The 24,029-nt window shown below is 68.6% G+C and carries 21 protein-coding genes and 1 tRNA gene; 12 read left to right on the plus strand and 10 right to left on the minus strand.

From position 1 onward, the window contains the following. Positions 1 to 7 precede the first annotated feature (7 nt). Together ACWA7K_RS04695 and apbC are read left to right on the plus strand one after the other, a co-directional pair. Positions 8 to 337: a 2Fe-2S iron-sulfur cluster-binding protein gene (locus ACWA7K_RS04695; RefSeq protein ID WP_456166123.1), complete on the plus strand. Its 330-nt coding sequence runs from the start codon at positions 8 to 10 to the stop codon at positions 335 to 337. Positions 338 to 445: 108 nt separating this feature from the next. Further along, entirely contained in the window at positions 446 to 1,537 is a 1,092-nt protein-coding gene (apbC, locus tag ACWA7K_RS04700) for an iron-sulfur cluster carrier protein ApbC (protein WP_456166125.1), read from the plus strand. Positions 1,538 to 1,553: 16 nt separating this feature from the next. On the opposite strand, the gene ACWA7K_RS04705 is transcribed toward apbC, so the two are convergent. Next, positions 1,554 to 2,177: a hypothetical protein gene (locus tag ACWA7K_RS04705; RefSeq protein WP_456166127.1), complete on the minus strand. Its 624-nt coding sequence runs from the start codon at positions 2,175 to 2,177 to the stop codon at positions 1,554 to 1,556. Positions 2,178 to 2,245: 68 nt separating this feature from the next. Between ACWA7K_RS04705 and ACWA7K_RS04710 the strand changes: the two genes are divergently transcribed. From ACWA7K_RS04710 to ACWA7K_RS04735, 6 genes are all read left to right on the plus strand, one after another. Next, positions 2,246 to 3,208: a LysR family transcriptional regulator gene (locus ACWA7K_RS04710; RefSeq protein ID WP_456166129.1), complete on the plus strand. Its 963-nt coding sequence runs from the start codon at positions 2,246 to 2,248 to the stop codon at positions 3,206 to 3,208. Between the two features lie 214 nt (positions 3,209 to 3,422). Next, positions 3,423 to 5,090 carry an OFA family MFS transporter gene (locus ACWA7K_RS04715; protein ID WP_456166131.1) on the plus strand — a complete coding sequence of 556 codons (1,668 nt, stop codon included), beginning with the start codon at positions 3,423 to 3,425 and terminating at the stop codon, positions 5,088 to 5,090. Positions 5,091 to 5,261: 171 nt separating this feature from the next. Then, positions 5,262 to 5,792 (plus strand): formate dehydrogenase subunit gamma, encoded by a 531-nt coding sequence (locus tag ACWA7K_RS04720; RefSeq protein WP_456166133.1) that lies wholly within the window; start codon positions 5,262 to 5,264, stop codon positions 5,790 to 5,792. After that, positions 5,789 to 7,399, plus strand: a complete 1,611-nt coding sequence (locus tag ACWA7K_RS04725) for a formate dehydrogenase beta subunit (protein WP_456166135.1) — start codon at positions 5,789 to 5,791, stop codon at positions 7,397 to 7,399. Before ACWA7K_RS04720 ends, ACWA7K_RS04725 begins: the two co-directional genes overlap by 4 nt. A gap of 10 nt (positions 7,400 to 7,409) precedes the next feature. Then, complete coding sequence (fdhF, locus tag ACWA7K_RS04730) at positions 7,410 to 10,322, plus strand: formate dehydrogenase subunit alpha (protein ID WP_456166137.1); 2,913 nt, start codon at positions 7,410 to 7,412, stop codon at positions 10,320 to 10,322. A gap of 89 nt (positions 10,323 to 10,411) precedes the next feature. Beyond that, positions 10,412 to 10,624 (plus strand): formate dehydrogenase subunit delta, encoded by a 213-nt coding sequence (locus ACWA7K_RS04735; RefSeq protein ID WP_456168685.1) that lies wholly within the window; start codon positions 10,412 to 10,414, stop codon positions 10,622 to 10,624. 3 nt (positions 10,625 to 10,627) lie between these two features. On the opposite strand, the gene ACWA7K_RS04740 is transcribed toward ACWA7K_RS04735, so the two are convergent. Then, complete coding sequence (locus tag ACWA7K_RS04740; RefSeq protein WP_456166139.1) at positions 10,628 to 10,990, minus strand: response regulator transcription factor; 363 nt, start codon at positions 10,988 to 10,990, stop codon at positions 10,628 to 10,630. A gap of 165 nt (positions 10,991 to 11,155) precedes the next feature. On the opposite strand from ACWA7K_RS04740, the gene ACWA7K_RS04745 reads away from it, so the two are divergent. The 3 genes from ACWA7K_RS04745 (at position 11,156) to ACWA7K_RS04755 (ending at position 14,040) form a co-directional block, all read left to right on the plus strand. After that, positions 11,156 to 12,640, plus strand: a complete 1,485-nt coding sequence (locus tag ACWA7K_RS04745) for a methyl-accepting chemotaxis protein (RefSeq protein ID WP_456166141.1) — start codon at positions 11,156 to 11,158, stop codon at positions 12,638 to 12,640. 13 nt (positions 12,641 to 12,653) lie between these two features. Continuing rightward, complete coding sequence (locus tag ACWA7K_RS04750) at positions 12,654 to 13,877, plus strand: sensor histidine kinase (protein WP_456166143.1); 1,224 nt, start codon at positions 12,654 to 12,656, stop codon at positions 13,875 to 13,877. Positions 13,878 to 13,964: 87 nt separating this feature from the next. Continuing rightward, positions 13,965 to 14,040, plus strand: a tRNA-Asn gene (locus ACWA7K_RS04755). Positions 14,041 to 14,118: 78 nt separating this feature from the next. Here ACWA7K_RS04755 and ACWA7K_RS04760 read toward each other — a convergent pair. Continuing rightward, entirely contained in the window at positions 14,119 to 14,427 is a 309-nt protein-coding gene (locus ACWA7K_RS04760) for a sensor histidine kinase (protein WP_456166145.1), read from the minus strand. A gap of 534 nt (positions 14,428 to 14,961) precedes the next feature. On the opposite strand from ACWA7K_RS04760, the gene ACWA7K_RS04765 reads away from it, so the two are divergent. Next, positions 14,962 to 15,831 (plus strand): hypothetical protein, encoded by an 870-nt coding sequence (locus ACWA7K_RS04765; RefSeq protein ID WP_456166147.1) that lies wholly within the window; start codon positions 14,962 to 14,964, stop codon positions 15,829 to 15,831. A gap of 545 nt (positions 15,832 to 16,376) precedes the next feature. Here the strand turns inward: ACWA7K_RS04765 and ACWA7K_RS04770 are convergent. The 7 genes from ACWA7K_RS04770 to cysD all read right to left on the minus strand — a co-directional run bounded on the left by ACWA7K_RS04770 (position 16,377) and on the right by cysD (position 23,974). Then, a complete protein-coding gene (locus ACWA7K_RS04770) occupies positions 16,377 to 18,689 on the minus strand; it encodes a sensor histidine kinase (protein ID WP_456166149.1) in 2,313 nt (770 codons plus the stop codon). Beyond that, positions 18,686 to 19,492, minus strand: a complete 807-nt coding sequence (locus ACWA7K_RS04775; protein ID WP_456166151.1) for an ABC transporter substrate-binding protein — start codon at positions 19,490 to 19,492, stop codon at positions 18,686 to 18,688. The genes ACWA7K_RS04770 and ACWA7K_RS04775 overlap by 4 nt, the downstream gene beginning before the upstream one ends. Positions 19,493 to 19,503: 11 nt before the next feature. Next, complete coding sequence (locus ACWA7K_RS04780; protein WP_456166153.1) at positions 19,504 to 20,586, minus strand: NAD(P)/FAD-dependent oxidoreductase; 1,083 nt, start codon at positions 20,584 to 20,586, stop codon at positions 19,504 to 19,506. Positions 20,587 to 20,596: 10 nt separating this feature from the next. Then, on the minus strand, positions 20,597 to 20,920 hold the full coding sequence (fdxA, locus tag ACWA7K_RS04785; protein ID WP_456166155.1) for a ferredoxin FdxA: 324 nt from the start codon (positions 20,918 to 20,920) through the stop codon (positions 20,597 to 20,599). Positions 20,921 to 20,982: 62 nt separating this feature from the next. Further along, positions 20,983 to 21,693, minus strand: a complete 711-nt coding sequence (gene cobA / locus ACWA7K_RS04790; RefSeq protein ID WP_456166157.1) for a uroporphyrinogen-III C-methyltransferase — start codon at positions 21,691 to 21,693, stop codon at positions 20,983 to 20,985. Between the two features lie 23 nt (positions 21,694 to 21,716). Next, a complete protein-coding gene (locus tag ACWA7K_RS04795; protein WP_456166159.1) occupies positions 21,717 to 23,021 on the minus strand; it encodes a sulfate adenylyltransferase subunit 1 in 1,305 nt (434 codons plus the stop codon). Further along, a complete protein-coding gene (gene cysD, locus ACWA7K_RS04800) occupies positions 23,021 to 23,974 on the minus strand; it encodes a sulfate adenylyltransferase subunit CysD (RefSeq protein ID WP_456166161.1) in 954 nt (317 codons plus the stop codon). The genes ACWA7K_RS04795 and cysD overlap by 1 nt, the downstream gene beginning before the upstream one ends. Between the last annotated feature and the right edge of the window lie 55 nt (positions 23,975 to 24,029).

Below are 24,029 nucleotides of genomic sequence, written 5' to 3' on the forward strand. Positions count from 1 at the left end.
GCGCGAAGTGAGCGCAGAAGAGGCCGACGCGCCCGCGCCGGGCTGGACCGTCACGCTGGTCGACGGCACCCGCATCCCGGTGCCGCCGGGCACCGACCTGGTCAGCGCGGCCCGGGCGGCCGGCTGGCGCTGGCCGAAGTCCTGCCGCAACGGCACCTGCCGGACCTGCCGCGCCCGCGTCATCGAGGGTCAGGCGGTGCACCGCATCGAGTGGCCGGGCCTGAGCCGCGAGGAGCTGGCCGAGGGCTGGATCCTGCCGTGCGTGGCCGAGCCGCGCTCGGACCTGCGGGTCGACGCACTGTCCCATTCCGACACGATGACGCTCAAGCCCCGCTGAGCGCTGGGGTCTGTCCCCGGGCGTCGAGGCGGGGGCGAGCCGGTAGACTGATTGGCTGTCGTTTGCATAACGGCTTTCAAAGTCCTTCAACCGTCGACCGCCGCCACCATGTCCCTGACCGAAAGCGCGATCCGCGCCGCGATCCAGACCGTCACCGATCCCAACACCGGCCGCGACTTCGTCAGCGCCAGGCAGGTCCGCAACCTGAGCCTCGAAGGCGCGGACGTGGCCTTCGACATCGAGCTCGGCTACCCCGCCCGCAGCCAGCACGCCAGCCTGCGCAAGGCGCTGATCGAGGCGGTGCGCGCGGTGCCCGGCGTGGGCAACGTCAGCGTCAACGTGTCCAGCAAGATCACCGCGCACGCCGTCCAGCGTGGCGTGCAGCTGCTGCCGGGCGTCAAGAACATCGTCGCCGTGGCCTCGGGCAAGGGCGGCGTCGGCAAGAGCACCACCGCCGTCAACCTGGCGCTGGCGCTGGCCGCCGAAGGCGCGCGGGTGGGCATCCTCGATGCCGACATCTATGGCCCCAGCCAGCCGATGATGCTGGGCGTCTCGGGCAAGCCCGACAGCCACGACGGCAAGACGATGGAGCCGCTGGTCGGCCACGGCATCGAGGTCATGTCGATCGGCTTCATGGTCGACCCCGACCAGGCCATGATCTGGCGCGGCCCGATGGCCACGCAGGCGCTCGAACAGCTGCTGCGCCAGACCAACTGGCACGACCTCGACTACCTGATCGTCGACATGCCTCCGGGCACCGGCGACATCCAGCTGACGCTGTCGCAGCGCGTGCCGGTGACCGGCGCGGTGATCGTCACGACGCCGCAGGACATCGCGCTGCTCGACGCCAAGAAGGGCGTCTCGATGTTCCAGAAGGTCAGCGTGCCGATCCTCGGCGTGATCGAGAACATGGCCGTCTACTGCTGCCCGAACTGCGGCCACACCGCGCACATCTTCGGCGCCGACGGTGGCAAGAAGATGGCCGCCGAGCAGGGGCTGCGCTACCTGGGCGCGCTGCCGCTGACGCTGGCCATCCGCGAGCAGGCCGACAACGGCCGCCCGACCGTCGTGGCCGAACCCGATGGCGAGATCGCGGCGCTCTACAAGGGGCTGGCGCGCCAGGTGGCGATCCAGATCGCCGACGCGGCCAAGGACTACTCGGCCAAGTTCCCGACCATCACGGTCAGCAAGTCGACCTGACCGGTCGGGCAGGGCCTCACTGGCCCTCGCTCGACTGGCCCGGCTTGAAGACCCGCACCCGGTGCCATTGCGCCCGGTTCACGGCCGCGATGACACACGGCCGGGTCTTGGGTTGCAGGCCCGCATGCAGCGGGTTGCCGGGCGTGTCGCGCACCGGCCACCACAGCACGCCGGCCTTCAGTCGCAGCAGGTCGGTGGCCGACTCCAGTTCCCGCCCGCTCGCCGGCTGCAGGTCCTCGGCGTAGACCACCACCTTCTCGCGCGACCACAGTACGCGCCGGCCCAGGCCGCCGGCCTCGTCGATCGACAGCGTGTCGGCCCATTCGTTGCGCGAGTCGATCGTGCGGACCGTCCGGGCGCTGCCGGCCAGCGGGCAGAAGGCGTGCGAGCGGCTGGCCAGCACCTTGATCGGGCGGTTCAGGTTCGCCAGCTTCGCGCGCGCATCCGGTGCCGCACGCGGTCCCGACGGCGTGACCGTGTCGGCCTGTGCCGCAGGCGTGAACGCGAGGCCGCCGATCACCGCCAGCGACAGCACGAGCACCTGCACGAGCGCCTGCACGAGCGCCAGGGCACCCCGGCGGCGGGCGGGTGGTGCAGACCGTGCCCGGGGCACGGCGATCGACATGGCGATTCGAGTCATGGCGGTTGCCGGCCAGGGCCGGTGGAGTGTGCGGAAAATCATAAACGCTCGACCCGACAATCCCGCCCATGAACCTTCTGGACGCCATGCGCTACCTGGCGGCGCTCGAGCAGCACCGCCACTTCGGCCGCGCCGCGCAGGCCTGCCACATCACGCAGCCCGCGCTGTCGAACGCGCTGCGATCGCTCGAATCCAGCCTGGGCGTGCCGATCGTCCGGCGTGGCCGCCAGTTCGAGGGCCTGACGCCCGAGGGCGAACGGGTGCTGGCCAGCGCACGCCGCATGCTGCACGAGCAGGAGCGCCTGACGCAGGACCTCGCCAGCTTCATCGGCCGCCCGCGCGGCCGGCTGCAGATCGGCGTGGTGCCGACCGCGCTGCCGGTGGCGATGCGGCTGGCGGCCCGGTTGCGCGAGCGTGCCGACGGCATCCAGCCGGTCGTGCGCTCGCTCAGCTCGCAGGCGATCGAGGCCGGGCTGGAGAACCTGACGCTGGACCTCGCGCTCGGCTACATCGACCGGGCCGAGGTCGCGCAGCGCCGGCTGACGGTGCTGCCGCAGTTCACCGAGCGGTACTACCTGGTCGAACGGAACCTGGACCAACGGAACGCGGCTGACGGCCCCGCCGACACCACCTGCCGCTGGTCCGACGCCGCCGGGCGTGCGCTGGTCATGCTGACCCCGGAGATGCACAACCGCGCCATCGTCGACCGGGCGCTGCAGTCCGCCGGTGCGCAGGTCCACGCCGCCATCGAGACCGACACCGTGCTGGCGCTGCTGCAGCCGCTGCTGGACGACGGCCCCGGCGCGCTCGCGGCGATCCTGCCCGGTGCGCTGGTCGCCACCTTGCGCAGCGTGCCGGGGCTTCGGGTGCGGGCGCTGGTCGATCCGCTGGTCGAGACCTCGATCGGCCTGCTGACCGCGTCGAACGTCCAGCCGACCCCGGCACTGGTCACCGCGCTGGCGCTGGCCACCGAGCCGGACTGGCTGACCGATGTCGCGGCCCGGACGGGCGTCGGCGTCGTTTCGGGTTGACCTGAAAAAACCCCTCAGAATCGAGGGTATTCACTTGGAATAAGCAGGCTAACGGACGGATTTTGGGTTCTTGGGGCACCTCACGAAACCCAGGCACGCCAGAACGTCGTGACCGCCGGACAAGCTGCGCCCGGGCCTGGGTGATCGTCTCGTTGTGGGGCCGTGGCGGGTCGCCTTCAATCGCGGCTTCCCTGACATCCCCGAGAACTCCGACATGTCCTCTGTCCTGCCACTACCCGCGACGCCGCCCGATGCCCCTGGCTGGCTCGACAAGGAGCGCACCATCGCGGCGCCCGGCTTCAACCGCTGGCTGGTGCCGCCGTGCGCCCTGGCGATCCACCTGTGCATCGGGATGGCCTATGGCTTCTCGGTCTTCTGGCTGCCGCTGTCGCGCGCACTGGGCATCAAGGAGGCCATCAAGTGCGGCCCCGAAGTCGGCTTCTTCCAGGAGCTGTTCACGACCCAGTGCGACTGGCGCGTCGCCACGCTGGGCTGGATGTACACGCTGTTCTTCGTCTTCCTGGGCTCGTCGGCCGCGCTGTGGGGCGGCTGGCTCGAACGGGTCGGCCCGCGCAAGGCCGGCGTGGTCAGTGCGCTGTGCTGGACCGGCGGCATGCTGTTCTCGGCGCTGGGCATCTACCTGCACCAGTTCTGGATGATGATCCTGGGCTCCGGGATCATCGGGGGGATCGGGCTGGGGCTGGGCTACATCAGCCCGGTCAGCACGCTCATCAAGTGGTTCCCGGACCGGCGCGGCATGGCCACCGGCATGGCGATCATGGGCTTCGGCGGCGGCGCGATGATCGGCTCGCCACTGGCGGCCGAGCTGATGAAGCACCACGCGTCGGCCACCCAGGTCGGTGTCTGGCAGACCTTCGTCGTGCTGGCCCTCGTCTACGCGGTCTTCATGCTGGGCGGTGCGCTCGGCTACCGCGTGCCGGCCAGTGGCTGGAAGCCCGCAGGCTGGACCCCGCCGGCCGCCGCGAGCCGGGACGCCATGATCACCAGCGGCCACGTCCACGTGCGCAAGGTCTGGGGCATCCCGCAGTTCTGGCTGGTCTGGACGGTGCTGTGCATGAACGTCAGCGCCGGCATCGGCGTGATCGGCATGGCCAGCCCGATGCTGCAGGAAGTGTTCGGCGGCCAGCTGATCGGCGTGGCCGGCAAGTTCGGCGAACTCGACAAGACCCAGCTGGCGGCGATTGCCGGTGTGGCGGCGGGTTTCACCGCGCTGCTGAGCCTGTTCAACATCGGCGGCCGCTTCGTCTGGGCCAGCCTGTCGGACGCGCTGGGCCGCAAGATGACCTACTCGATCTTCTTCGTGCTGGGCGGGCTGCTGTACGTCAGCGTGCCGGGCAGCGCGGCCGGCGGCAGCCTGCTGCTGTTCGTGGCGGCCTTCTGCGTCATCCTGTCGATGTACGGCGGCGGCTTCGCCACCGTGCCGGCCTACCTCGCCGACCTGTTCGGCACGCAGATGGTGGGCGCGATCCACGGCCGCCTGCTGACCGCCTGGGCGACCGCCGGCATCCTCGGCCCGGTCATCGTCAACTACATGCGCGAGTACCAGCTGGGCCTGGGCCTGCCACGCGAGCAGGTCTACAACCAGACCATGTACATCCTCGCGGGGATGCTGGTCGTCGGCCTGCTGGCCAACCTGATGATCCGACCGGTCGACCCGAGGCACTTCATGAGCGAATCCGAACTGGCCGAGGAGAAGCGCCTGGCGCATGAGCGTGCCGCTGCGGCCGAGGTCGGCTCCGGCAGCGTCGGCGGACGGGCGACACCGGTCGCGCTGGTCGTTGTCGCCTGGCTGCTGGTCGGCCTGCCGCTGGCCTGGGGCATCTACCGCACGCTGCTGGCGGTGGGCAAGTTCTTCGGCTGACCCGCTGTTTCGTGGCGCCTCGCACCGGTCGATTCATGCCATGTATCGCCCGGTGTCGAGATTCAATTGGACAGCGCCGCTCCCGCTCGGAATAGTCCGGTCGCCCTGTCGCCGGATGTCCGCCGCGACGAACCAACCTGCCGTCCAGCCCGCCCTGGCGGCCCCCTGACGATGAACGCAGAACCGACCTCCAGCGTGACCGACGCGACCGCTGCCGCCGATGTGGTGCAGGCCATCCTGGCGCGGCACCACGGCCGTCCCGGCGCGCTGCTGCCCATCCTGCATGACGTGCAGCACGCGCTCGGCCACATCCCGCGCGAGTCCCTGGCCAGCATCGGCCGGGCCCTGAACCTCTCGCGCGCCGAGGTCCACGGCGTCGTCACCTACTACGACCACTTCCGCACCGAGCCGGCCGGCCGTCACGTGATCCAGGTCTGCCGGGCCGAGGCCTGCCAGGCGCGCGGCAGCGAGGCGCTGTGGGCCCATGCCTGCCGCCGCACCGGCTGCGACGAGGCCTGCCCGACGTCGGCCGATGGCCAGTGGACGCTGGAGCCGGTCTATTGCCTGGGGCTGTGCGCCTCCGGTCCTTCGGTCCAGATCGACGAGCGCCTGCACGCGCGGGTCAGCGTGGCCAGCTTCGACGCCAGGCTCGATGCCGTCGTGGCCGCTGACGCGAACCAGTCTTCGGAGGTGTCGGCATGAAGGCGATCCAGGTGTACGTGCCGCGTGACAGCGCGGCGCTGGCGGTCGGGGCCGACGAGGTCGCCGACGCCATCGTGGCCCAGGCCGCCTCGCGCGGCGCTTCGGTCGAGCTGATCCGCAACGGCTCGCGCGGCCTGCTGTGGCTGGAGACGCTGGTCGAGGTCGCGACGCCGGCCGGGCGCGTGGCCTACGGGCCGGTGACGGTCGACGATGTCGCCGGCCTGTTCGATGCCGGCTTCCTGACCGGCGCGGCCCACCCGCTGTCGCACGGCCTGACCGAGCAGATTCCCTACCTGGCCCGCCAGCAGCGCCTGCTGTGCGCACGCATGGGCATCACCGATCCGCTGTCGCTGGCCGACTATGCGCAGCACGGCGGCTGGGCCGGCCTGCAGGCCGCCTTGCAGCTGCCCGCCGATGCGGTCTGGCAGACAGTGCTCGATTCCGGCCTGCGCGGCCGTGGCGGCGCGGCCTTCCCGGCCGGCATCAAGTGGCGCACCGTGGCGCAGGCCAAGGCCGCGCCGGGCCAGCAGAAGTACGTCGTCTGCAACGCCGATGAAGGCGACTCGGGCACCTTCGCCGACCGCATGGTGCTGGAGGACGACCCCTACATGCTGATCGAGGGCATGACCATCGCCGCGCTGGCCAGCGGCGCGACGCAGGGCTATGTCTACATCCGCAGCGAGTACCCGGTCGCCTTCGACGTGTTCTGCGAAGCCATCACCCGCGCGACGGCGGCCGGCTTCCTCGGTGACAGCGTGCTGGGCAGCGGCCGGACCTTCCACCTGGAAGCGCGCCTGGCCGCCGGCAGCTACGTCTGCGGCGAGGAGACGGCGATGCTGGAGAGCCTCGAAGGCCGGCGCGGCATCGTGCGCGCCAAGCCGCCGATCCCGGCGCTGTCGGGCCTGTTCGGGCAACCCACCGTCATCAACAACGTGCTGACCTTCGCGTCGGCGCCGTGGATCCTGGCCCACGGTGCCGCCGCCTACAAGGCCTATGGACGTGGCCGTTCGACCGGCACCTTGCCCTTCCAGCTGGCCGGCAACATCGCCCGCGGCGGGCTGGTCGAGCTGGCCTTCGGCACCACGCTGCGCGAGCTGCTGCACGATTTCGGCGGCGGCACCGCCAGTGGCCGGCCGGCCAAGGCGGTGCAGGTCGGCGGCCCGCTCGGCACCTACCTGCCCGAGTCGCAGTGGGACATCCCGCTGGACTACGAGGCCTACGCGGCCGTCGGTGCGGTGGTCGGCCACGGCGGCCTGGTCGTGCATGACGACACCGCCGACCTGGCGAAGCTGGCCCGCTACGCGATGGCCTTCTGCGCCCACGAGAGCTGCGGCAAGTGCACGCCCTGCCGCATCGGCAGCACGCGTGGCGTCGAGGTGATCGACCGCATCGTGGCCAACCGCCATCAGCCCAAGGTGCGCGAACAGCAGGTCCACCTGCTGCGCGACCTGTGCGACACGATGGTCAACGGCAGCCTGTGCGCGATGGGCGGCATGACGCCCTATCCGGTGCTGTCGGCGCTGAACCATTTCCCGGACGATTTCGGCATGACCGGGTCGACCGGAACGCCCGAAGCCGCGCCGTCCACCGACCGCGCGACGGCCTGAGGAGATCGCGATGAACCATCCCTACCCCGTCTTCAAGATCCACGAGATCGACCACGGCACGCCGGCACGTGTGTCCGACAAGCTGGTGACGCTGCAGATCGACGGCGTCAGCGTCACGGTGCCCGAGGGCACGTCGCTGATGCGCGCGGCCGTCGACGCCGGCGTGCAGGTGCCCAAGCTGTGCGCCACCGACAGCCTGGAGCCGTTCGGCTCCTGCCGCCTGTGCCTCGTCGAGATCGACGGCCGGCGCGGCTACCCGGCCTCGTGCACCACGCCGGCCGAGGCCGGCATGACCGTGCGCACCCAGAGTCCGAAGCTGCAGGAACTGCGCAAGGGCGTGATGGAGCTCTACATCTCCGACCACCCGCTGGACTGCCTGACCTGCGCGGCCAACGGCGATTGCGAGCTGCAGGACATGGCCGGCGTGGTCGGCCTGCGCAACGTCCGCTACGGCGTGGCCGGCGAGCAGGTCGCGGGCGTCTGCGGCTCGCACCACACCGAGTCGTGCAAGGACGAGTCCAACCCCTATTTCACCTACGACCCGAGCAAGTGCATCGTCTGCAACCGCTGCGTGCGGGCCTGCGAGGAAGTGCAGGGCACCTTCGCGCTGACGATCTCGGGCCGCGGCTTCGAGTCGCGCGTGTCGCCGGGCATGGACGAGCCCTTCATGCAGAGCGAGTGCGTCAGCTGCGGGGCCTGCGTGCAGGCCTGCCCGACCGCGACGCTGCAGGAGAACAGCGTCATCGAGCTGGGCCAGCCCGAACACAGCGTCATCACCACCTGCGCCTACTGCGGCGTGGGCTGCGCCTTCAAGGCCGAGATGAAGGGCAACCAGGTCGTGCGCATGACGCCCTGGAAGGACGGCAAGGCCAACGAGGGCCACAGCTGCATCAAGGGCCGGTTCGCCTGGGGCTACGCGACCCACAAGGACCGCATCACCAAGCCGATGATCCGCGAGAAGATCACCGACCCGTGGCGCGAGGTGTCGTGGGACGAGGCCTTCAACCACGCGGCCAGCGAGTTCCGTCGCATCCAGAAGAAACACGGCAAGGACTCGATCGGCGGCATCACCTCCAGCCGCTGCACCAACGAGGAAACCTACCTGGTGCAGAAGCTGATCCGGGCGGCCTTCGGCAACAACAACGTCGACACCTGCGCCCGCGTCTGCCACAGCCCCACCGGCTACGGCCTGGGCCAGACCTACGGCACGTCGGCCGGCACGCAGACCTTCAAGTCGGTCGAGCACGCCGACGTGATCATGGTCATCGGCGCCAACCCCAGCGAGGCCCATCCGGTGTTCGGCTCGCGCCTGAAGAAGCGCCTGCGCCAGGGCGCGAAGCTGATCGTGGTCGACCCGCGCGTGATCGACCTGGTCGGCTCGCCGCACATCAAGGCCGATGTCCACCTGCAGCTCAAGCCGGGCACCAACGTGGCCGTCATCACCGCGCTGGCGCACGTGGTCGTCACCGAAGGGCTGATCGACGAGGCCTACGTGGCCGAACGCTGCGACCCGCACAGCACCGAGATCTGGCGCGACTTCGTCTCGCGCGCCGAGAACTCGCCCGAGGCCCTGAGCGCCGCCTGCGGCGTGCCGGCCGAGCTGCTGCGGCAGGCCGCGCGGATGTACGCGAAGGGCGGCAACAGCGCCATCTACTACGGCCTGGGCGTGACCGAACACGCGCAGGGCTCGACGATGGTCATGGGCATCGCCAACCTCGCGATGGCCTGCGGCATGGTCGGCCGCGAGGGCGTCGGCGTGAACCCGCTGCGTGGCCAGAACAACGTGCAGGGCAGCTGCGACATGGGAAGCTTCCCGCATGAACTGCCGGGCTACCGCCACATCTCCGACACGACGGTGCGCAGCCAGTTCGAGGCCGCCTGGGGCGTGACGCTGGCGTCCGAACCCGGCCTGCGCATCCCGAACATGTTCGACGCGGCGCTGGAAGGCAGCTTCAAGGGCCTGTACTGCGAGGGCGAGGACATCGTGCAGTCCGACCCGAACACGCAGCACGTGGCGGCGGCGCTGTCGGCGATGGAATGCATCGTCGTGCAGGACATCTTCCTCAACGAGACCGCCAAGTACGCCCACGTCTTCCTGCCCGGGGCCTCGTTCCTGGAGAAGGACGGCACCTTCACCAACGCCGAGCGCCGCATCAGCCGCGTGCGCCAGGTGATGCCGCCGCTGGCCGGCCTGGCCGACTGGGAGGTCACGCAGCGCCTGGCCCAGGCGCTGGGCTACCCGATGTCGTATGCGCATCCCGAGGAGATCATGGCCGAGATCGCCTCGCTGACGCCGAGCTTCGCGGGCGTCAGCTACGACAAGATCGAGCGCCTGGGCAGCGTGCAATGGCCTTGCAACGACAACACCGACGAGGCCGGCACCGCGACGATGCACCAGGGTTCCTTCGTCCGCGGCAAGGGCCGTTTCGTGCCGACGCAGTACGTGCCGACCGACGAGAAGGTGACGCGCAAGTTCCCGCTGCTGCTGACCACCGGCCGCGTGCTGAGCCAGTACAACGTGGGCGCGCAGACCCGTCGCACCGAGAACAGCCAGTGGTACGACGAGGACCGGCTGGAGATCCACCCGGTCGACGCGCAGGACCGCGGCATCGCGGCCGGCGACTGGGTCGGCATCGGCAGCCGCGCCGGCCAGACCGTGTTGCGGGCCGACGTGACCGAGCGGGTCCAGCCGGGCGTGGTCTACGCGACCTTCCACTTCCCCGAATCGGGCGCCAACGTCATCACGACCGACAGCTCCGACTGGGCCACCAACTGCCCCGAATACAAGGTCACGGCGGTGCAGGTCAGCAAGGTCAGCCAGCTCAGCGCGTGGCAGCAGCAGTACGCCAGCTTCGACCGCACCCAGCAGCAGCTGCTGGCACAGGCCGGGCAGGGCGCCCATGCCGTCGTGGAGGGCAAGTGATGAGCGCCGACATGAATCCCGACACGAACGCCGTGGGACACGATGCCGGCCATGACTTCCATGCCGGCGTGCTCGACAACCTGATCCGCATGGCCAACCGGATCGGCCAGTTCTTCGAGATCTACCCCGACCGCGAGGAAGCGATCGACGGTGTCGCGCTGCACATCCGCAAGTTCTGGGAACCGCGCATGCGCCGACAGCTGTACGCGCACCTGGACGGCCCGGCCCAGGGCGCGGGCCTCAGCGCGCTGCTGATCGAGACGATCCGGGCGCGCCGGACCGACCTGGAGCCCAGGGGCTGACCTTCACAGCACCCGGCTGACGACTTCCAGCAGCTGCCGGGGGCTGAAGGGCTTGGCGAGGTAGTCGGTGGCGCCGGCGCGCAGGCCGGTGGCCCTGTCGGCAGCGCTGTCGCGGGCCGTCAGCATGACGATCCGGGTGCGCTTGAAGCGGGCATCGGCGCGCATGCGGCGGCAGACCTCGAAGCCGTCGATGCCGCCGGGCATCATCACGTCGAGCAGCATCAGGTCGGGCTGCACCCGCCCGGCCAGCGCCACGGCGGCATCGCCGCGATCGGCCTCGTGCACGTCGTAGTCCTCGATCTCGAGGGTCATGCGGATCAGCTCGCGGATGTCCGGCTGGTCTTCGACGATCAGGATCTTCTTCATGGCGGTCTTCGGGCGGTGGTGGGGGGCGTCGGTTCGTGACCGCACTTTAGGCGTCGGCCCACGTTCCCAAGATGGAAAACGCCGGGTCGGACGGGCGTACTTCCGGGCTTGGGCTTCATTCACTGGCACGTAAGGTTCTGCTTGCCCAACGTGTGCAGGAATCCGATGCCGTCCTCCAGCCAGACACCACTTGTCCGATCCAGCCGACAGTCCGACCAGCTGGTCGCCGTCGCGCTGGCCGCTCACGCCGTCTATGCCGCCTTGCTGGCGCACATGGCGGACAAGATGACGCTGTGGTCCGTCTGGGCGGGCGCCTTCGGTGTCCCCGTCGCCCTGGTGCTGTGGCGCTGGCGTGGCACGACGCTGTCGCGCTGGCTGCTGGGTGCGGGGCTGGTCAGCGCCGCACTGGTCCAGGCCATGACCGGCACCGGCCTGACGCCGGGCCACCACGAGGGCTACCTCTTCATGCTGGCCACCATCGGCCTGCTGCCGATCTACCGCGACTGGCGCTTCATCGTCGCCGTGGCCCTGGGTTACGGGGCGGTGGCGGTGACCGAACAGATGGGCCTGATCGGTCATCCTGACCATGAGCTGAGTTCCGTCGTGATGGGCCTGCTGGCGGTCCAGACGGCCTTCCTGACCTGGGTGGCGCGGCGCGACGAGCAGCGCGAGCGCGAACGTTTCGACATCGAGTTCCTGATCCGCGCGATGGGCCGCGAAGGCCCGATCCGCCTGAGCCTGGACGTCGTCAAGGCCGAGTCGGCGCTGGGCGCGCGCCTGAAGCACGTGCAGGAACGCATGGCGGCCGCGATGCGCCAGGTCAGCCTGGCCGCCGGCGGTGTCAGCGACGCCTCCGACGTGCTGGGCGCCAGCAGCCGCGAGCTGATGGGCCGCACGGAGACCAGTGCCGCGGGCCTTCGCGATGCGGCGATGTGCCTGGACCAGATCACCGTGATCGTGCAGAGCAGCGCCGAGGCCACGCAGGAGGCCCGCAAGATGGCCGTGCGCGCCTCCAGCCTGGCTGTTGAGGGGGGCGAGATCTTCGACCAGGTCGTCGCCAAGATGAGCGCGATCGACACCGCTTCGCGCCAGATCACCGACATCGTCTCGGTGATCGACGGCATCGCCTTCCAGACCAACATCCTGGCGCTCAACGCCGCCGTCGAGGCGGCCCGCGCCGGTGAACACGGACGTGGCTTCAGCGTCGTCGCCGCCGAGGTCCGCAACCTGGCGCTGCGGGCGTCCGAATCGGCCCGCGAGGTCAAGCAGCTGATCGGCCACACGGTCGACACGGTCGAGAGCGGCACCACGCTCGTCAATGCCGCCGGCATGACGATGAAGGACGTGGTCGCGGCGGTCCGGCAGGTCGGCGAGGTGTTCGAGAACCTGTCGGCCGACACCAGCGAACACGCCGCCGGCATCAACGCGGTGACCCAGTCGGTCAAGGAGCTTGACGAGGTCACGCGCCAGAACGTCGCGGTGGCCGAACGGGCCAACGACATCGCCGCGCAGCTGCATGAACACGCCGAACGCCTGACGCGGGTGCTCAGTTCCTTCCAGCTTGGCAGCGCCACGCTGGCCGGCCGCGGGCTGGACGACGTGATGATCGGCGGCCCGACCCTGGCAGTGCCTGCCTTGCACGCCGACTGACGGCCGGAACGACATGACGACGTCCACGCTGACGGATCCCCTGGCCGACCTGCTGCGTCAGGTCGAGGACATCGTCGCCCCGCTGGGCATGCCCGTCGTCATGCCGGGCCAGCCCGCGGCCGATGCGATCGTCTCGCGGGTCGAGCAGCTGGCGCTGCAGGCCAGCGTCAACCAGGACCAGTTCGAGGCGGTGTTCGCGCTCAGTCCGGATGGTCTGGTGCTGTTCGACGAGGACGGCAGGGTGCGCCGTGTCAACGCCGCCTTCACGACCTTCACCGGCCTGTCGTCCGAGGCCCTGCAAGGCCTGGAGGAGGTCGTCTTCCTGTTCCGCCTGAACGCGCGCTGCGCGCCGCCGTCGATGCTGCACAGCCTGGCCGACCTGCGCGAGGTCGACACCGCCAGCCCGGCCGACCGCGCCGGTCGCAACGTGCTGCAGCTGTTGCGCCCGCAGGCCCGCACGCTGCGGCTGCGCCTCTACCGCGGCTTCGACGCGGCCTGGTCGCAGGTCCTGCAGCTGCGCGACATCACCGCCGAGGCCCAGGTCGACCGGCTCAAGTCCGAGTTCCTGGCGATGGCCGCGCACGAGCTGCGCACGCCGATGGCCAGCATCTACGGCTTCATCGAGCTGATGCTCACGCGCGAGCTGTCGCCGGCCAAGCAGCGCGACCTGCTGGAGCGCATCCACCGCCAGTCGGGCGTGATGGTGCGCATCCTCAACGAGCTGCTGGACCTGGCGCGCATCGAGTCCGGCCGGGGCATGGACTTCGCCTTCGAGCCGATCGAGATCGGCCGCTGGCTCGAACACCTGCGCCACCAGCACGCACCGCCACCCGGGCGCGAGCCCTTCGTGCTCGACCGGCCGCTGAGCGAGCCGATGCCGGTCCGCGCCGACGCCGCCAAGCTCGAACAGGCCCTCGGCAACCTGCTGTCCAACGCCTACAAGTACTCGCCCGACGGCGGGCTCGTGCGCGTCACCGCCTGGATCGACCGCGACACCTCCGGCGGCCCCTGGGTCTCGATCGCGGTCAGCGACACCGGCATCGGCCTGAGCGACGAGGAGAAGGCCCGCGTCGGCGAACGCTTCTTCCGCGCCGACAAGTCCGGCCACACGCCGGGCACCGGTCTGGGCATCAGCATCGTCCAGCAGATCATCGACCTGCACGGCGGCCGGATCGGCATCCACAGCGTCCTGGGGCAGGGCAGCACCTTCACGCTCAAGCTCCCGCTGCTCGACTGAGAAAGGCCTGCGCGCAACTTTTTTCGCCCGCCCTCTTGCGCCCTTTCAAATTTCCAGCATAGAATCGCAGCTTCAGCAAACAGCTGATCCCCGATAGCTCAGTCGGTAGAGCGCCGGACTGTTAATCCGTAGGTCCCTGGTTCGAGCCCAGGTCGGGGAGCCAAATCAAGCAAGGCCTTGCATCTCGCGATGCAAGGCCTTTTGGCTTTCTGGCGATCCGCATTCTTGGGTGCCCGGGCCCTCAGGCGTCGAATGGATTCCGCTGTCGTGTCGTCGCCGACTCGGATGGGCCGTCGGGCGGCGTGGCGTGGCCGTCGTCGGAGATGCCGCCCGGCAGGCTCAGGTGGAACGCGACGCCGGCCTCGGGCAGGTTCTCGCTCCAGACGCTGCCGCCGTGGGCCTGCATGATCTTGCTGGCGATGGCCAGGCTGAGGCCGAAGCTGCCGGTCTCGTCGCGGTTGCGCAGGCCGTGGAAGAAGGCCTCGAAGAGGTAGGCCTGCTCATGGTCCGGCACGCCGGGGCCGGTTTCCTTGATGGTCCAGCACTTCAATGTCCTGAGCCATGGCGCAACACTGCGGCACCCTTCCCTCCCGTCCTTCCCGCCAGCGGGAAGGGGGGCGAGTTGCCCTTTGTCGTCAGGAGACTCAGCCAAGCTTGGCTGAGTCCCCGACTAGAAACGCGTTACGCCCACCTGAGCGTCAAGGCCAAGCCCTGGCGGGCGGCCTTGACACCCATGCGCGGTCCCGTGAGGGAGCGGCCGGCTTGGAGAGCTCAGACCAAGCGCTTCGGCAACGTGATTACTTGCGCGGATGGCACTAGAGACGATCCGCTCTCCCCCGCACGGCTGATGTTCAGATTGGGCGACCACCGGTAGGATCTTTCGCTTGTAACTTTTGACCCCGAGTTACTTCAACTAAACGAATACATCCACTTATAACCAAGGATACAACCGTCATTGCTTACTCATGGCGGAGGCGCGCTACAGCCATCCTCTCAGGCGGACCTCGGTTGTCACAACAAGATCAAGGCATCCATGTGTTTTGAGAGTGGAAAATAATCTCCTATGTAAAACACCTGCGCCATCTTGGATGTTCGACGCTGCAATGCAGCGTCGCAGAAGGTTTCCTGCAAAAAATCGCGAACAAAACACATCATGCCATTATTAATATCTGATTGGGGAATTGATCGAGAGTTGGAGCGACTAACCGATTTTGTTCAACTTGTCAAATTCGGGTTGAGTGCCGCACCGGGAAACCTTGAAATTGCTGCCGCAATGCGGGATATTTCGACCCGAAGAAACAATGATCCATATGAGACCAACTGGGAAGAAGTGGTTGCAGAGGCTCAAGAACTGACAGAAAAGGCTAAGCAATTCTCCAGATCTGATGCGAACTATTTAAATGAAATACTCCTGATTCGTTGCTGGAGTATATTAGAGTTCGGGGTGGAAGAGATTCTGCTGGATTGTCTGAGCCGAATAGAGGAGTGCAAAACCTTTGAAAAGGTTCGTTCGCTAAAAGGTCCCCTGATAGACTTCGTGGCTTCATCAGCCGAAAAAAGAGCAGAACTATTGCTAATCGAACTAAAAACGACAATTCGACCAGATGGGCGACTAGGTGTGGGTGCCTTCGAGGCATTGCTGGATTGTGTCGGTATGGGTGGCGGCGTAGATGAGATCACAGCGAGGTTGCTACTTCAACTCCAGCAGACTAGAAATGTTCTTGTGCACCGAAGGGGTTTTGTCGATCGTAGATTCGTCGAGGCATGTCCTTTTTTGCAACGACAAATCGGCGATCGACTTGATACGAGCAACAGTGCGTGCACTCGGATGATTTTGGGTTTGGGGTTATATGATTTGGAGTTGCGACGCAGGAATTATTTGCGTGCAAATATTTCTGTTCCCATTGAAGTGGATTTACAGCGCGAAAGTATAATTGATAAACTTGATCGATGAGGGCAATGCTAGGCTGCCGTCTTTGCGCCAAAGTTCCCTTTTAGGCTCCCCAAAGGCTGATATTGCGGCACTCCATCAAAATCATCACTAAACGCTTTCAAACCATTTTCCTCTCAAGACGCGCAATCCCATCCGTTGATCACGCGAGATGCGCCGACGACTTGTTCTTTATGTATTCTGGTGATGCGTTGTTAATAACTCAGCGCCGGTCTCGCTCTTATATCTTCGATTTGGGGTGCCATAACTTCGTTGTGTCACACATAACTTGCCTGTAGTTCGCGCAAGTAGTCGTTAAAATGATGGCCCATGCTCGTTTGTGCTCTGAGGTGGTCATGCTAAGAATATGATCACTAGGTATCGACTATCGGAATATCTGGACGCGTTGTCTGCGCTCAGTCAGTGGCCGAATCACAGCTCGGAACGATTTGTTAAATCCAATTCTCAGATCCCGCGCGCCCGTGGAGCCAAATCAAGCAAGGCCTTGCATCTCGCGATGCAAGGCCTTTTGGCTTTCTGGCGATCCGCTTTCTGGGGTGCCCGGGCCCTCAGGCGTCGAATGGATTCCGCTGTCGTGTCGTCGCCGACTCGGATGGGCCGTCGGGCGGCGTGGCGTGGCCGTCGTCGGAGATGCCGCCCGGCAGGCTCAGGTGGAACGCGACGCCGGCCTCGGGCAGGTTCTCGCTCCAGACGCTGCCGCCGTGGGCCTGCATGATCTTGCTGGCGATGGCCAGGCTGAGGCCGAAGCTGCCGGTCTCGTCGCGGTTGCGCAGGCCGTGGAAGAAGGCCTCGAAGAGGTAGGCCTGCTCATGGTCCGGCACGCCGGGGCCGGCGTCCTTGATGGTCCAGTGCAGCCGGTCGTCCGCGCCGCGGTCGAGGTCGATGTCGATCGCGCTGCCGCCCGGGGCGAAACGCAGGGCGTTGTCCAGCACGTTGCGCAGCGCCTGATGCAGGCGCATCCGGTCGGCCCAGGCGTTGTGCTCCGCCGCCGACGGGCGGACCGCGCCGGGTTCGCTCGCTTCCGGCGGTGCGGCCAGCAAGCCGAAGGTGCGCAGGCTGACCTGCTGGGCGGCGGCGCGCGCCTTCAGCTCGTCCATCACCTCCTGGGTCACCGTGACGACGTCGGTGACGTCGCGGTGCATGTTGCCGACCGTGCTCTCCAGCTTGGACATGTCCAGCAGGTCGTTGACCATCACCAGCATGCGTTTGCCGGTGCGGTGGATGTCGTCGAACATCTCGCGCAGCAGCGGGTGTTCGCCGCTGTGCCACTTGCCCAGCTCGGCGAAGCCCAGCACCGACTGCAGCGGCGTGCGCAGGCCGTGGCTCATGTTGGCGATGAACTCGTTCTTGCTCTCGCTGGCCTGCTGGGCGCGCTGCATCGCCTCGCGGGTGTGGCGCTCGGCCTCGCGCAGCTCGGTGACGTCGGTGATGCTGCCGATCACGGCATGCGGCCGGCCGTCCTCGCGCAGGATCGCGACCTTGCTGACCAGCGCCTCGCGCAGCCGGCCGTCGGCGCCGGGCAGGTCGTCGAGGTAGTGGCTGCGGCCACGACCCTTCCAGACGGCGTTGTCGTGCAGCGGGTGGTAGGCGAGCTGCTGCAGGTGCGCGGCCAGCGGCAGGCCGGTGCCCAGCAGCTGGTCACGTTGCACGCCGAGGAAGTCCTCGAAGGCGTGGTTGACCATCGCGTAGTGGCCCAGCGCGTCCAGCACGAACATCGGCGCCGGGGCGGCCTCGATGACCGCGCGCAGCGAGCGTTCCTTCTCCTCCAGCCCGGCCTTGGTGCCGGCCAGTTCGCGTTCCAGGGCTTCGTGGATGCGCAGCGAGCGCCACGCCAGCCCCGTCGCCGCGACGATCAGCAGCGCCAGCACCAGGCTGGCGGCGAGCAGCCAGCCGACGTCGTCGTGCCATTGCGAGATCACCTCGGCGCTCGGCTGCTCGACCAGCAGCAGCCACGGGTGTTCGCGCAGGCTGCGGTAGGCCGAGATCGCGTCGCTGCCGTCCAGGCCCGGGCCGTTGAAGGTGCCGTGTTCGGCCTGGCTGACCAGCTCCTGCATGGCAGGGCTGAAGCGTACGGTCGATCCAGGCGCGACATGGGCGTTGTCGGTCGCCGCCATCACCATGCCGTGCACGCTGACCAGCGCGACGCGCATCGTGCTGCGCTGGAGCGCGAGCTCGTAGGCGTTGCCGAGGAAATCGGTGTTCAGCGCCGCGACCAGGCTCAGCGTCTCGCCGTCGGCGCTGACGGTCGTGCGCACCAGCGTCGACAGGCCCGCCCGTTCGATCGCGCTGTCGCGGTTGCCGGCGGCGGCGCTGGCCGCCTGCGAGGCCGACAGGACCGCCGGCGCGACCAGCGCGGGCACCAGATCGCGGCCGGGCAACCACGGGCCGATGCGGTACTGGCCACTGCTGCGCGGGCGCAGCAGGCGCCCCAGGTCGACCTGGGCGCCCCGGTTGTCGGCCACCGAACTGGCCCGCACGCGCCCGGACTCGTCGACGACCGACAGGCTGCGGATCAGCGGCGACGTGCGTGCGGCGCTGGGCAGGTCGCGGTCCAGCTCGGACAGCTGGGCGCCGCGGACCTGCCGGGTGCGCAGCGCCACGTTGTCCAGCACCAGCTTGACGGTGTCGAGATGGCGCGAGCTGAGGTCTTCCAGCGTCCGGGCGACCAGTTCGGTGCCGGCGCGTTCGCTCTCCAGGATGTGCTGTCGGTGGGTGATCGCCAGCGCGCTTGCGAAGGCCAGCAGCACGGCCAGCAGCGTCAGGCCGATCCACGGCAGGTAGGCGCTGGAGGTGCGCTGGAACGTGCCGGACGACTCGGGCGACGCCGCGTGGCCGGTGGAGACGGAGGTGTTGCTGCTCATGGCCGGACCACGATCTCGCCCAGGCCGTGGCGGCGGGCGGTGGCCTCGAGCCGGCCGTCGTGCTGGATGCGTTCGACGAAGGCGTTGATGCGCTGCAGCCAGGCCTCGTCACCGGGCTTGACCGCGTAGGCGTAGGGGACGACGTTGAAGGGCTGCGGCGGCGCGATCACCTGGGTCCATTCCTGCCGCTGCAGCGTGCGGCTGTAGGGGTAGTCGGTCATGAAGGCGTCGATCCGGCCCGATTCCAGTTCACGCTCGCGGGTGTCCGGCGGCTCGATCACCACCAGCTGCGCCTGCCTGAGCGTGCGCGCCATCACCGGCTGCATGAAGGTGCCGGCCTGCACGGCCACCCGGACGCCCGGGCGGTCCAGGTCTTCCCAGCGCCGGACGATGCGGTTGGCGCGGGTCGTCACCGCGTAGATCCCGCTGGACAGGTAGGGCCGGCTGAAGGCGAGCTGGGCGCTGCGTTGCGGCAGCACGGCGATGGCGAACATGGCGACGTCGCAGCGGTCGCCCAGCAGGTCCGGGATCAGGGTCTGGAAGGACGAGTCGACGTGCCGCAGCGCCAGGCCCAGGTCATGCGCCAGCTCGATCGACAGGTCGATGTCCAGCCCGACCAGGTGTTCGGAGCGCGGGTGGCGGTAGCTGATGCCCTGGTAGTCGGGCCAGATGCAGACCAGCAGCTCGCCACGTTGCTGGATCCGGTCGGCGATCGGGCCGGCGCGGGTCGCCGGCGAGGCGGCCAGCAGGCTCATCAGCAGCAGCACTGGCAGGGTGATCGCGAGAACGCCGGGGATTCGCATGGGTTTCGACTCTAACGAGAGTCGGGCGCTCCGGCGAGAGGCAACACGCCGAGCAGTCGCTGAAGTCGCGCACTGCTGGTCGTGTATTCGAGGACATGGGGCGCGTCCGGCCGCAGGCGACGGGCAATCGCGTGCGCCGCCAGCGTCGCCTCGTGGAAGCCGCTGACGATCAGCTTGAGCTTGCCCGGGTAGGTGCAGATGTCGCCGACGGCGTGGATGCCGCTCAGGCGTGTCTCGAAGGTGGCCGGATCGACGCTCACCTGCTTGCGCACGAGGCCCAGGTCCCAGTCGGCCAGCGGGCCCAGGCGCGGGTTCAGGCCCAGGCTGACGTAGAGGGCGCTGGCGGGTGTCTCGGGCGAACCGCCGTCGCGGTCGATCCAGGCGATGCGGGCCAGCCGGTCGGCGTCATCGAGCCGCAGCGCCTCTGGCTGGCCGACCAGCGGCAGGACTCGCCCGGCCGCGATCTGGCCTTCCAGGCGTTCGATCCGCTCGGCGCTGGCCGGGTAGACGTCGCGGCGGTAGAGCAGGTGGACACGTGGCGCGCCCAGGTCGAGCAGCGCGGTGATGGCGTCCAGCGCGCGGTCGTCGCCGCCGTGAACCCAGGGCGTGTCGCCGAACGGGTCGCCGGCACGCGGTTCGCGGTGCCAGACCTGACGGCCTTCGAGCGCCTCGATGCCGGCCAGCTTCAGCCGGCGTGGCGCGAAGGCGCCGACCCCGGCGGCGATGACCACGCTGCGCGCCAGCCAGACGCGCCCGGCCGCATCGCCCAGCCGCCAGCGGCCGTCGGGCTCGGCGGCCAGCGAAACGATCTCCTGCCCCAGCACGCTGCGCGGGTGCAGCGGTTCGAGCTGGCGCAGCAGCCGTTCGACCAGCTCGGCGCCGCTGCAGTCCAGCAGGCCGGGCAGGTCGTGGATGGGCTTGTCGGGGTAGAGCTCGGCGCATTGCCCGCCCAGGAAGGGCAGGGCGTCGACCACCGCGCAGGACAGTTCCTGCAGGCCGAGCTGAAAGATCTGATACAGCCCGACCGGACCGCCGCCCACGACGAGGCAATCGACCTCGTCGGGTGCAGGGGAATCCGGTGCGGCGTCGACCACGTGGCCCGGATCAGCGCTGCAGTTCGTGCAGCTTGTCCTTCACGTCCTTCCACTGCTCGGCATCGGGCAGGGCGGCCTTGCGCTTGGTGATGCTGGGCCACTTGGGCGACAGCTCGGCATTGATCTTGATGAACTTCTGCTGGTCGGCCGGCACGTCTTCCTCGGGGAGGATGGCGTTGACCGGGCACTCGGGGATGCAGACCGCGCAGTCGATGCATTCATCCGGGTCGATGACCAGGAAGTTCGGGCCTTCGCGGAAACAATCGACCGGGCAGACATCGACGCAATCGGTGTACTTGCAGCGGATGCACGATTCGGTGACGACGTGGGTCATGTCAGAGGGGCTGGTTGCGTGTAGGAAGCCTGTCGGCCGGTGCGGCGGACAAGCGAGCGATTTTAGGGGGTGGCGTCGACCGGGCGGGCACCGACGCCGACGGTCACCAGCGTGGGCCGGCCGGCATGCTGCGCGATGGCCTCGGCCAGCGTGCCGACCGTGTGATGGCCGATGCGCTGGTCCGGCCAGCCGGCGCGCGAGACGACCAGCGCCGGCGTGTCGGCCGGCCAGCCGACATCCAGCAGCTTCGTGCCGAGCACGTCCAGCTGGCGGCCGGCCATGTAGAAGACCTCGGTGTCGGCGCTGCGACGGGCCTCCAGCGCGCCGGCCTGCGTCATCGCCGTGCTGAAGGCGACGCTGCGGCCGGCACCCCGGCGGGTCAGCGGGCATTGCGTGATCGCGGCAGCGGCCAGCGCGGCACTGACGCCGGGCACGACCTCGGCGGCGATGCCGGCCTCGCCGAGCGCCTGGAGTTCTTCCTCCAGCCGCCCGAACAGGCTCGGGTCACCGCCCTTGAGCCGCGCCACCAGCCGCGCGCCGCGGGCGCTCTCGACCAGCAGCGCGTTGATGCGCGCCTGGCCGGTGCTGTCGGCGCTGAAGCCGCGCTTGCCGACGTCGATCCAGCGCGCGTCCGGTGCGGCCTCGGCGCGCAGCGCCGGGTCGATCAGCGCATCGGCCAGCACGACATCGGCCGCGCGCAGCCGGGCCAGGCCGCGCACGGTGATCAGGTCGGCGGCACCCGGTCCGGCACCGATGAAGACGACGCGGCCCACGTCGGTGTCCGGCTCGTGCTGCCTCAGGCGGCGGCTTGCACCAGCAGCGCGCCGCTGGTGCGGTTGGTGGTCGGGTCGACCACGATCAGCGCGCCGCCGACGCGGTTGGCCGCATAGGCCTCGACCGGCAGCGCCTGCTGGGTCTGGATCGTCACGTGGCCGATCTCGTTGACGCCGAGCTGGTGGGCGTCGACCTCTTCGAGCGTGTTGATGTCGAGCCTGTGGGCGATCTCGGTGATGCGCGCCTGCACCCAGCGGTTGCCGTGGCGGACCCAGTACTTGCGGCCCAGCACGGCCGGCTCGGTGTCCAGCCAGGCCAGCGTGGCCTTGAACTCCTGCACCGTGCGGCTGCTGCCGGGCGTGAAGATCCAGTCGCCGCGCGAGACGTCGACCTGGCGGTCCAGCACGATCCCGGCGGACTGGCCGGCCTCGCAGCCGTCGACGTCGATGCCGGCATGGCGCACGGCCGCGACGACCGCCGTCTCGCCGCTCGGGAAGATCTGCACCGTGTCACCGGGCTTGACGCTGCCGTGGGCGATGCGGCCCCACATCACGCGGTGCTGATGGCCCGTGCCTTCACCGTCGTCGCGGGCCACGTACTGCACCGGCACCAGCAGGTTGCCGTCGTGCGCCTCGTCGGTGACGGGCAGCGTCTCCAGCAACTGCAGCAGCGTCGGGCCGGTGTACCAGTCCCAGTTGGCCGACGGCGTGGCGACGTTGTCGCCGCGCAGCGCCGACACCGGCACGATGCCCTTGACGGTGATGCCGGCCTCGGCCGCGAACTTCTCCAGCGCCGTCGACACGGCCTTGAAGGCCGCTTCGCTGCCGGCATCGATGGCATCGAGCTTGTTGACCGCGAAGACGATGCTCGGCACGCGCAGCAGGCGCGCCAGCAGGCTGTGGCGGCGGGTCTGCGGCAGCAGCACGACCTCGGGCACGGCGGTGTCGAGCTTGGTGATGTCGACCAGCACGACGGCCGCATCCGAGCCGGCCGCGGCCGTCACCATGTTGCGGGTGTACTGCTCATGGCCGGGGGCGTCGGCGATGATGAACTTGCGCGTCTTGGTCGCGAAGTACTGGTAGGCCACGTCGATCGTGATGCCCTGTTCGCGCTCGGCCTCCAGGCCGTCGGTCAGCAGCGACAGGTCGATCGGCGCGCCGGCCGCGCGCTTCTCCAGCGCGTCGAGCTTGTCGGCCAGGATGCCGCGGCTGTCGAACAGCAGACGCCCGATCAGCGTGCTCTTGCCGTCGTCCACGCTGCCGGCGGTCAGGAAGCGCAGCGCCTTGTGGGCCAGTTCGGCGCCGGCGTCGATGTGTTGGGTGCTCATCAGAAATAGCCCTCTTTCTTGCGGCGCTCCATCGAGGCCTCGGACGTGCGGTCGTCCATGCGGGTCGCGCCGCGTTCGCTGACGGTCACCTGCAGCGTCTCGGCGACGATGTCGGCGGTGGTCGCCGCGTCGCTCTCGACCGGGCAGGTGCAGGTCATGTCGCCGACGGTGCGGAAGCGCACGTCGACCGTCTCGACCACGTCATCGGCGTCCGGCGGCGTCACCTCGGTGACCGGCACCAGCAGGCCCTTGCGGCGGTAGATCTGGCGCTTGTGGGTGTAGTAGATGTCGGGCAGCGGGATCTTCTCGCGCTCGATGTAGAGCCACACGTCCAGCTCGGTCCAGTTGCTGATCGGGAAGGCGCGGAAGTGCTCGCCCGGCTTGATGCGCGTGTTGAACAGGCTCCACAGCTCGGGGCGCTGTTCCTTGGGCTGCCATTGGCCGAAGCTGTCGCGGTGGCTGAAGATGCGTTCCTTGGCGCGCGCCTTCTCCTCGTCGCGACGGGCCCCGCCGATCATGCAGTCGAAGCGGTGCTCCTCGATGGTCTCCAGCAGCGTCACGGTCTGGTGGCCGTTGCGCGATTCCAGCGGGTGGGCCAGGCGGATCGTGCCCTTCTTCATCGAGTCTTCCAGGTGGCCGACGATCAGCCGCTCGCCCATCTCGGCGATGCGTTCGTCGCGGAAGGTGATGACCTCCGGGAAGTTGTGGCCGGTGTCCACATGGACCAGCGGGAAGGGCAGCTTGCCGGTGAAGCGCGGCCGCTCGCCGGCCGCGCTGACCTTGCGCTTGAAGGCCTTCTCGGCCAGGTGCAGGACCACGCAGGAGTCCTTGCCGCTGGAGAACAGCAAGCCGGGGCGCTCGAAGGCGCCGGCCACTTCGCGCAGGATGAAGATCGCCTCTTCCTCGAGGGCATCGAGGTGGCGGTGGTCCACGTCGGGCAGCAGTTGGGTCATGGTCGTCGTCGGGGGTTCATGTCGTTGTTCTGGTCGGGCGGTGCGCAGGCTCAGG

Source organism: Leptothrix mechoopdaensis (SeqCode) (assembly GCF_053893855.1).

What these genes read in the sequence shown, in the direction of transcription:
- ACWA7K_RS04775 (WP_456166151.1), bottom strand. Translation starts at nt 19,492, where the DNA reads ATGCGAATCCCCGGCGTTCTCGCGATCACCCTGCCAGTGCTGCTGCTG.
- ACWA7K_RS04740 (WP_456166139.1), bottom strand. Translation starts at nt 10,990, where the DNA reads ATGAAGAAGATCCTGATCGTCGAAGACCAGCCGGACATCCGCGAGCTG.
- ACWA7K_RS04770 (WP_456166149.1), bottom strand. Translation starts at nt 18,689, where the DNA reads ATGAGCAGCAACACCTCCGTCTCCACCGGCCACGCGGCGTCGCCCGAG.
- fdhF (WP_456166137.1), top strand. Translation starts at nt 7,410, where the DNA reads ATGAACCATCCCTACCCCGTCTTCAAGATCCACGAGATCGACCACGGC.
- apbC (WP_456166125.1), top strand. Translation starts at nt 446, where the DNA reads ATGTCCCTGACCGAAAGCGCGATCCGCGCCGCGATCCAGACCGTCACC.
- ACWA7K_RS04720 (WP_456166133.1), top strand. Translation starts at nt 5,262, where the DNA reads ATGAACGCAGAACCGACCTCCAGCGTGACCGACGCGACCGCTGCCGCC.
- ACWA7K_RS04705 (WP_456166127.1), bottom strand. Translation starts at nt 2,177, where the DNA reads ATGACTCGAATCGCCATGTCGATCGCCGTGCCCCGGGCACGGTCTGCA.
- ACWA7K_RS04725 (WP_456166135.1), top strand. Translation starts at nt 5,789, where the DNA reads ATGAAGGCGATCCAGGTGTACGTGCCGCGTGACAGCGCGGCGCTGGCG.
- ACWA7K_RS04735 (WP_456168685.1), top strand. Translation starts at nt 10,412, where the DNA reads ATGGCCAACCGGATCGGCCAGTTCTTCGAGATCTACCCCGACCGCGAG.
- ACWA7K_RS04710 (WP_456166129.1), top strand. Translation starts at nt 2,246, where the DNA reads ATGAACCTTCTGGACGCCATGCGCTACCTGGCGGCGCTCGAGCAGCAC.
- ACWA7K_RS04715 (WP_456166131.1), top strand. Translation starts at nt 3,423, where the DNA reads ATGTCCTCTGTCCTGCCACTACCCGCGACGCCGCCCGATGCCCCTGGC.
- cysD (WP_456166161.1), bottom strand. Translation starts at nt 23,974, where the DNA reads ATGACCCAACTGCTGCCCGACGTGGACCACCGCCACCTCGATGCCCTC.
- ACWA7K_RS04795 (WP_456166159.1), bottom strand. Translation starts at nt 23,021, where the DNA reads ATGAGCACCCAACACATCGACGCCGGCGCCGAACTGGCCCACAAGGCG.
- ACWA7K_RS04745 (WP_456166141.1), top strand. Translation starts at nt 11,156, where the DNA reads ATGCCGTCCTCCAGCCAGACACCACTTGTCCGATCCAGCCGACAGTCC.
- ACWA7K_RS04750 (WP_456166143.1), top strand. Translation starts at nt 12,654, where the DNA reads ATGACGACGTCCACGCTGACGGATCCCCTGGCCGACCTGCTGCGTCAG.
- fdxA (WP_456166155.1), bottom strand. Translation starts at nt 20,920, where the DNA reads ATGACCCACGTCGTCACCGAATCGTGCATCCGCTGCAAGTACACCGAT.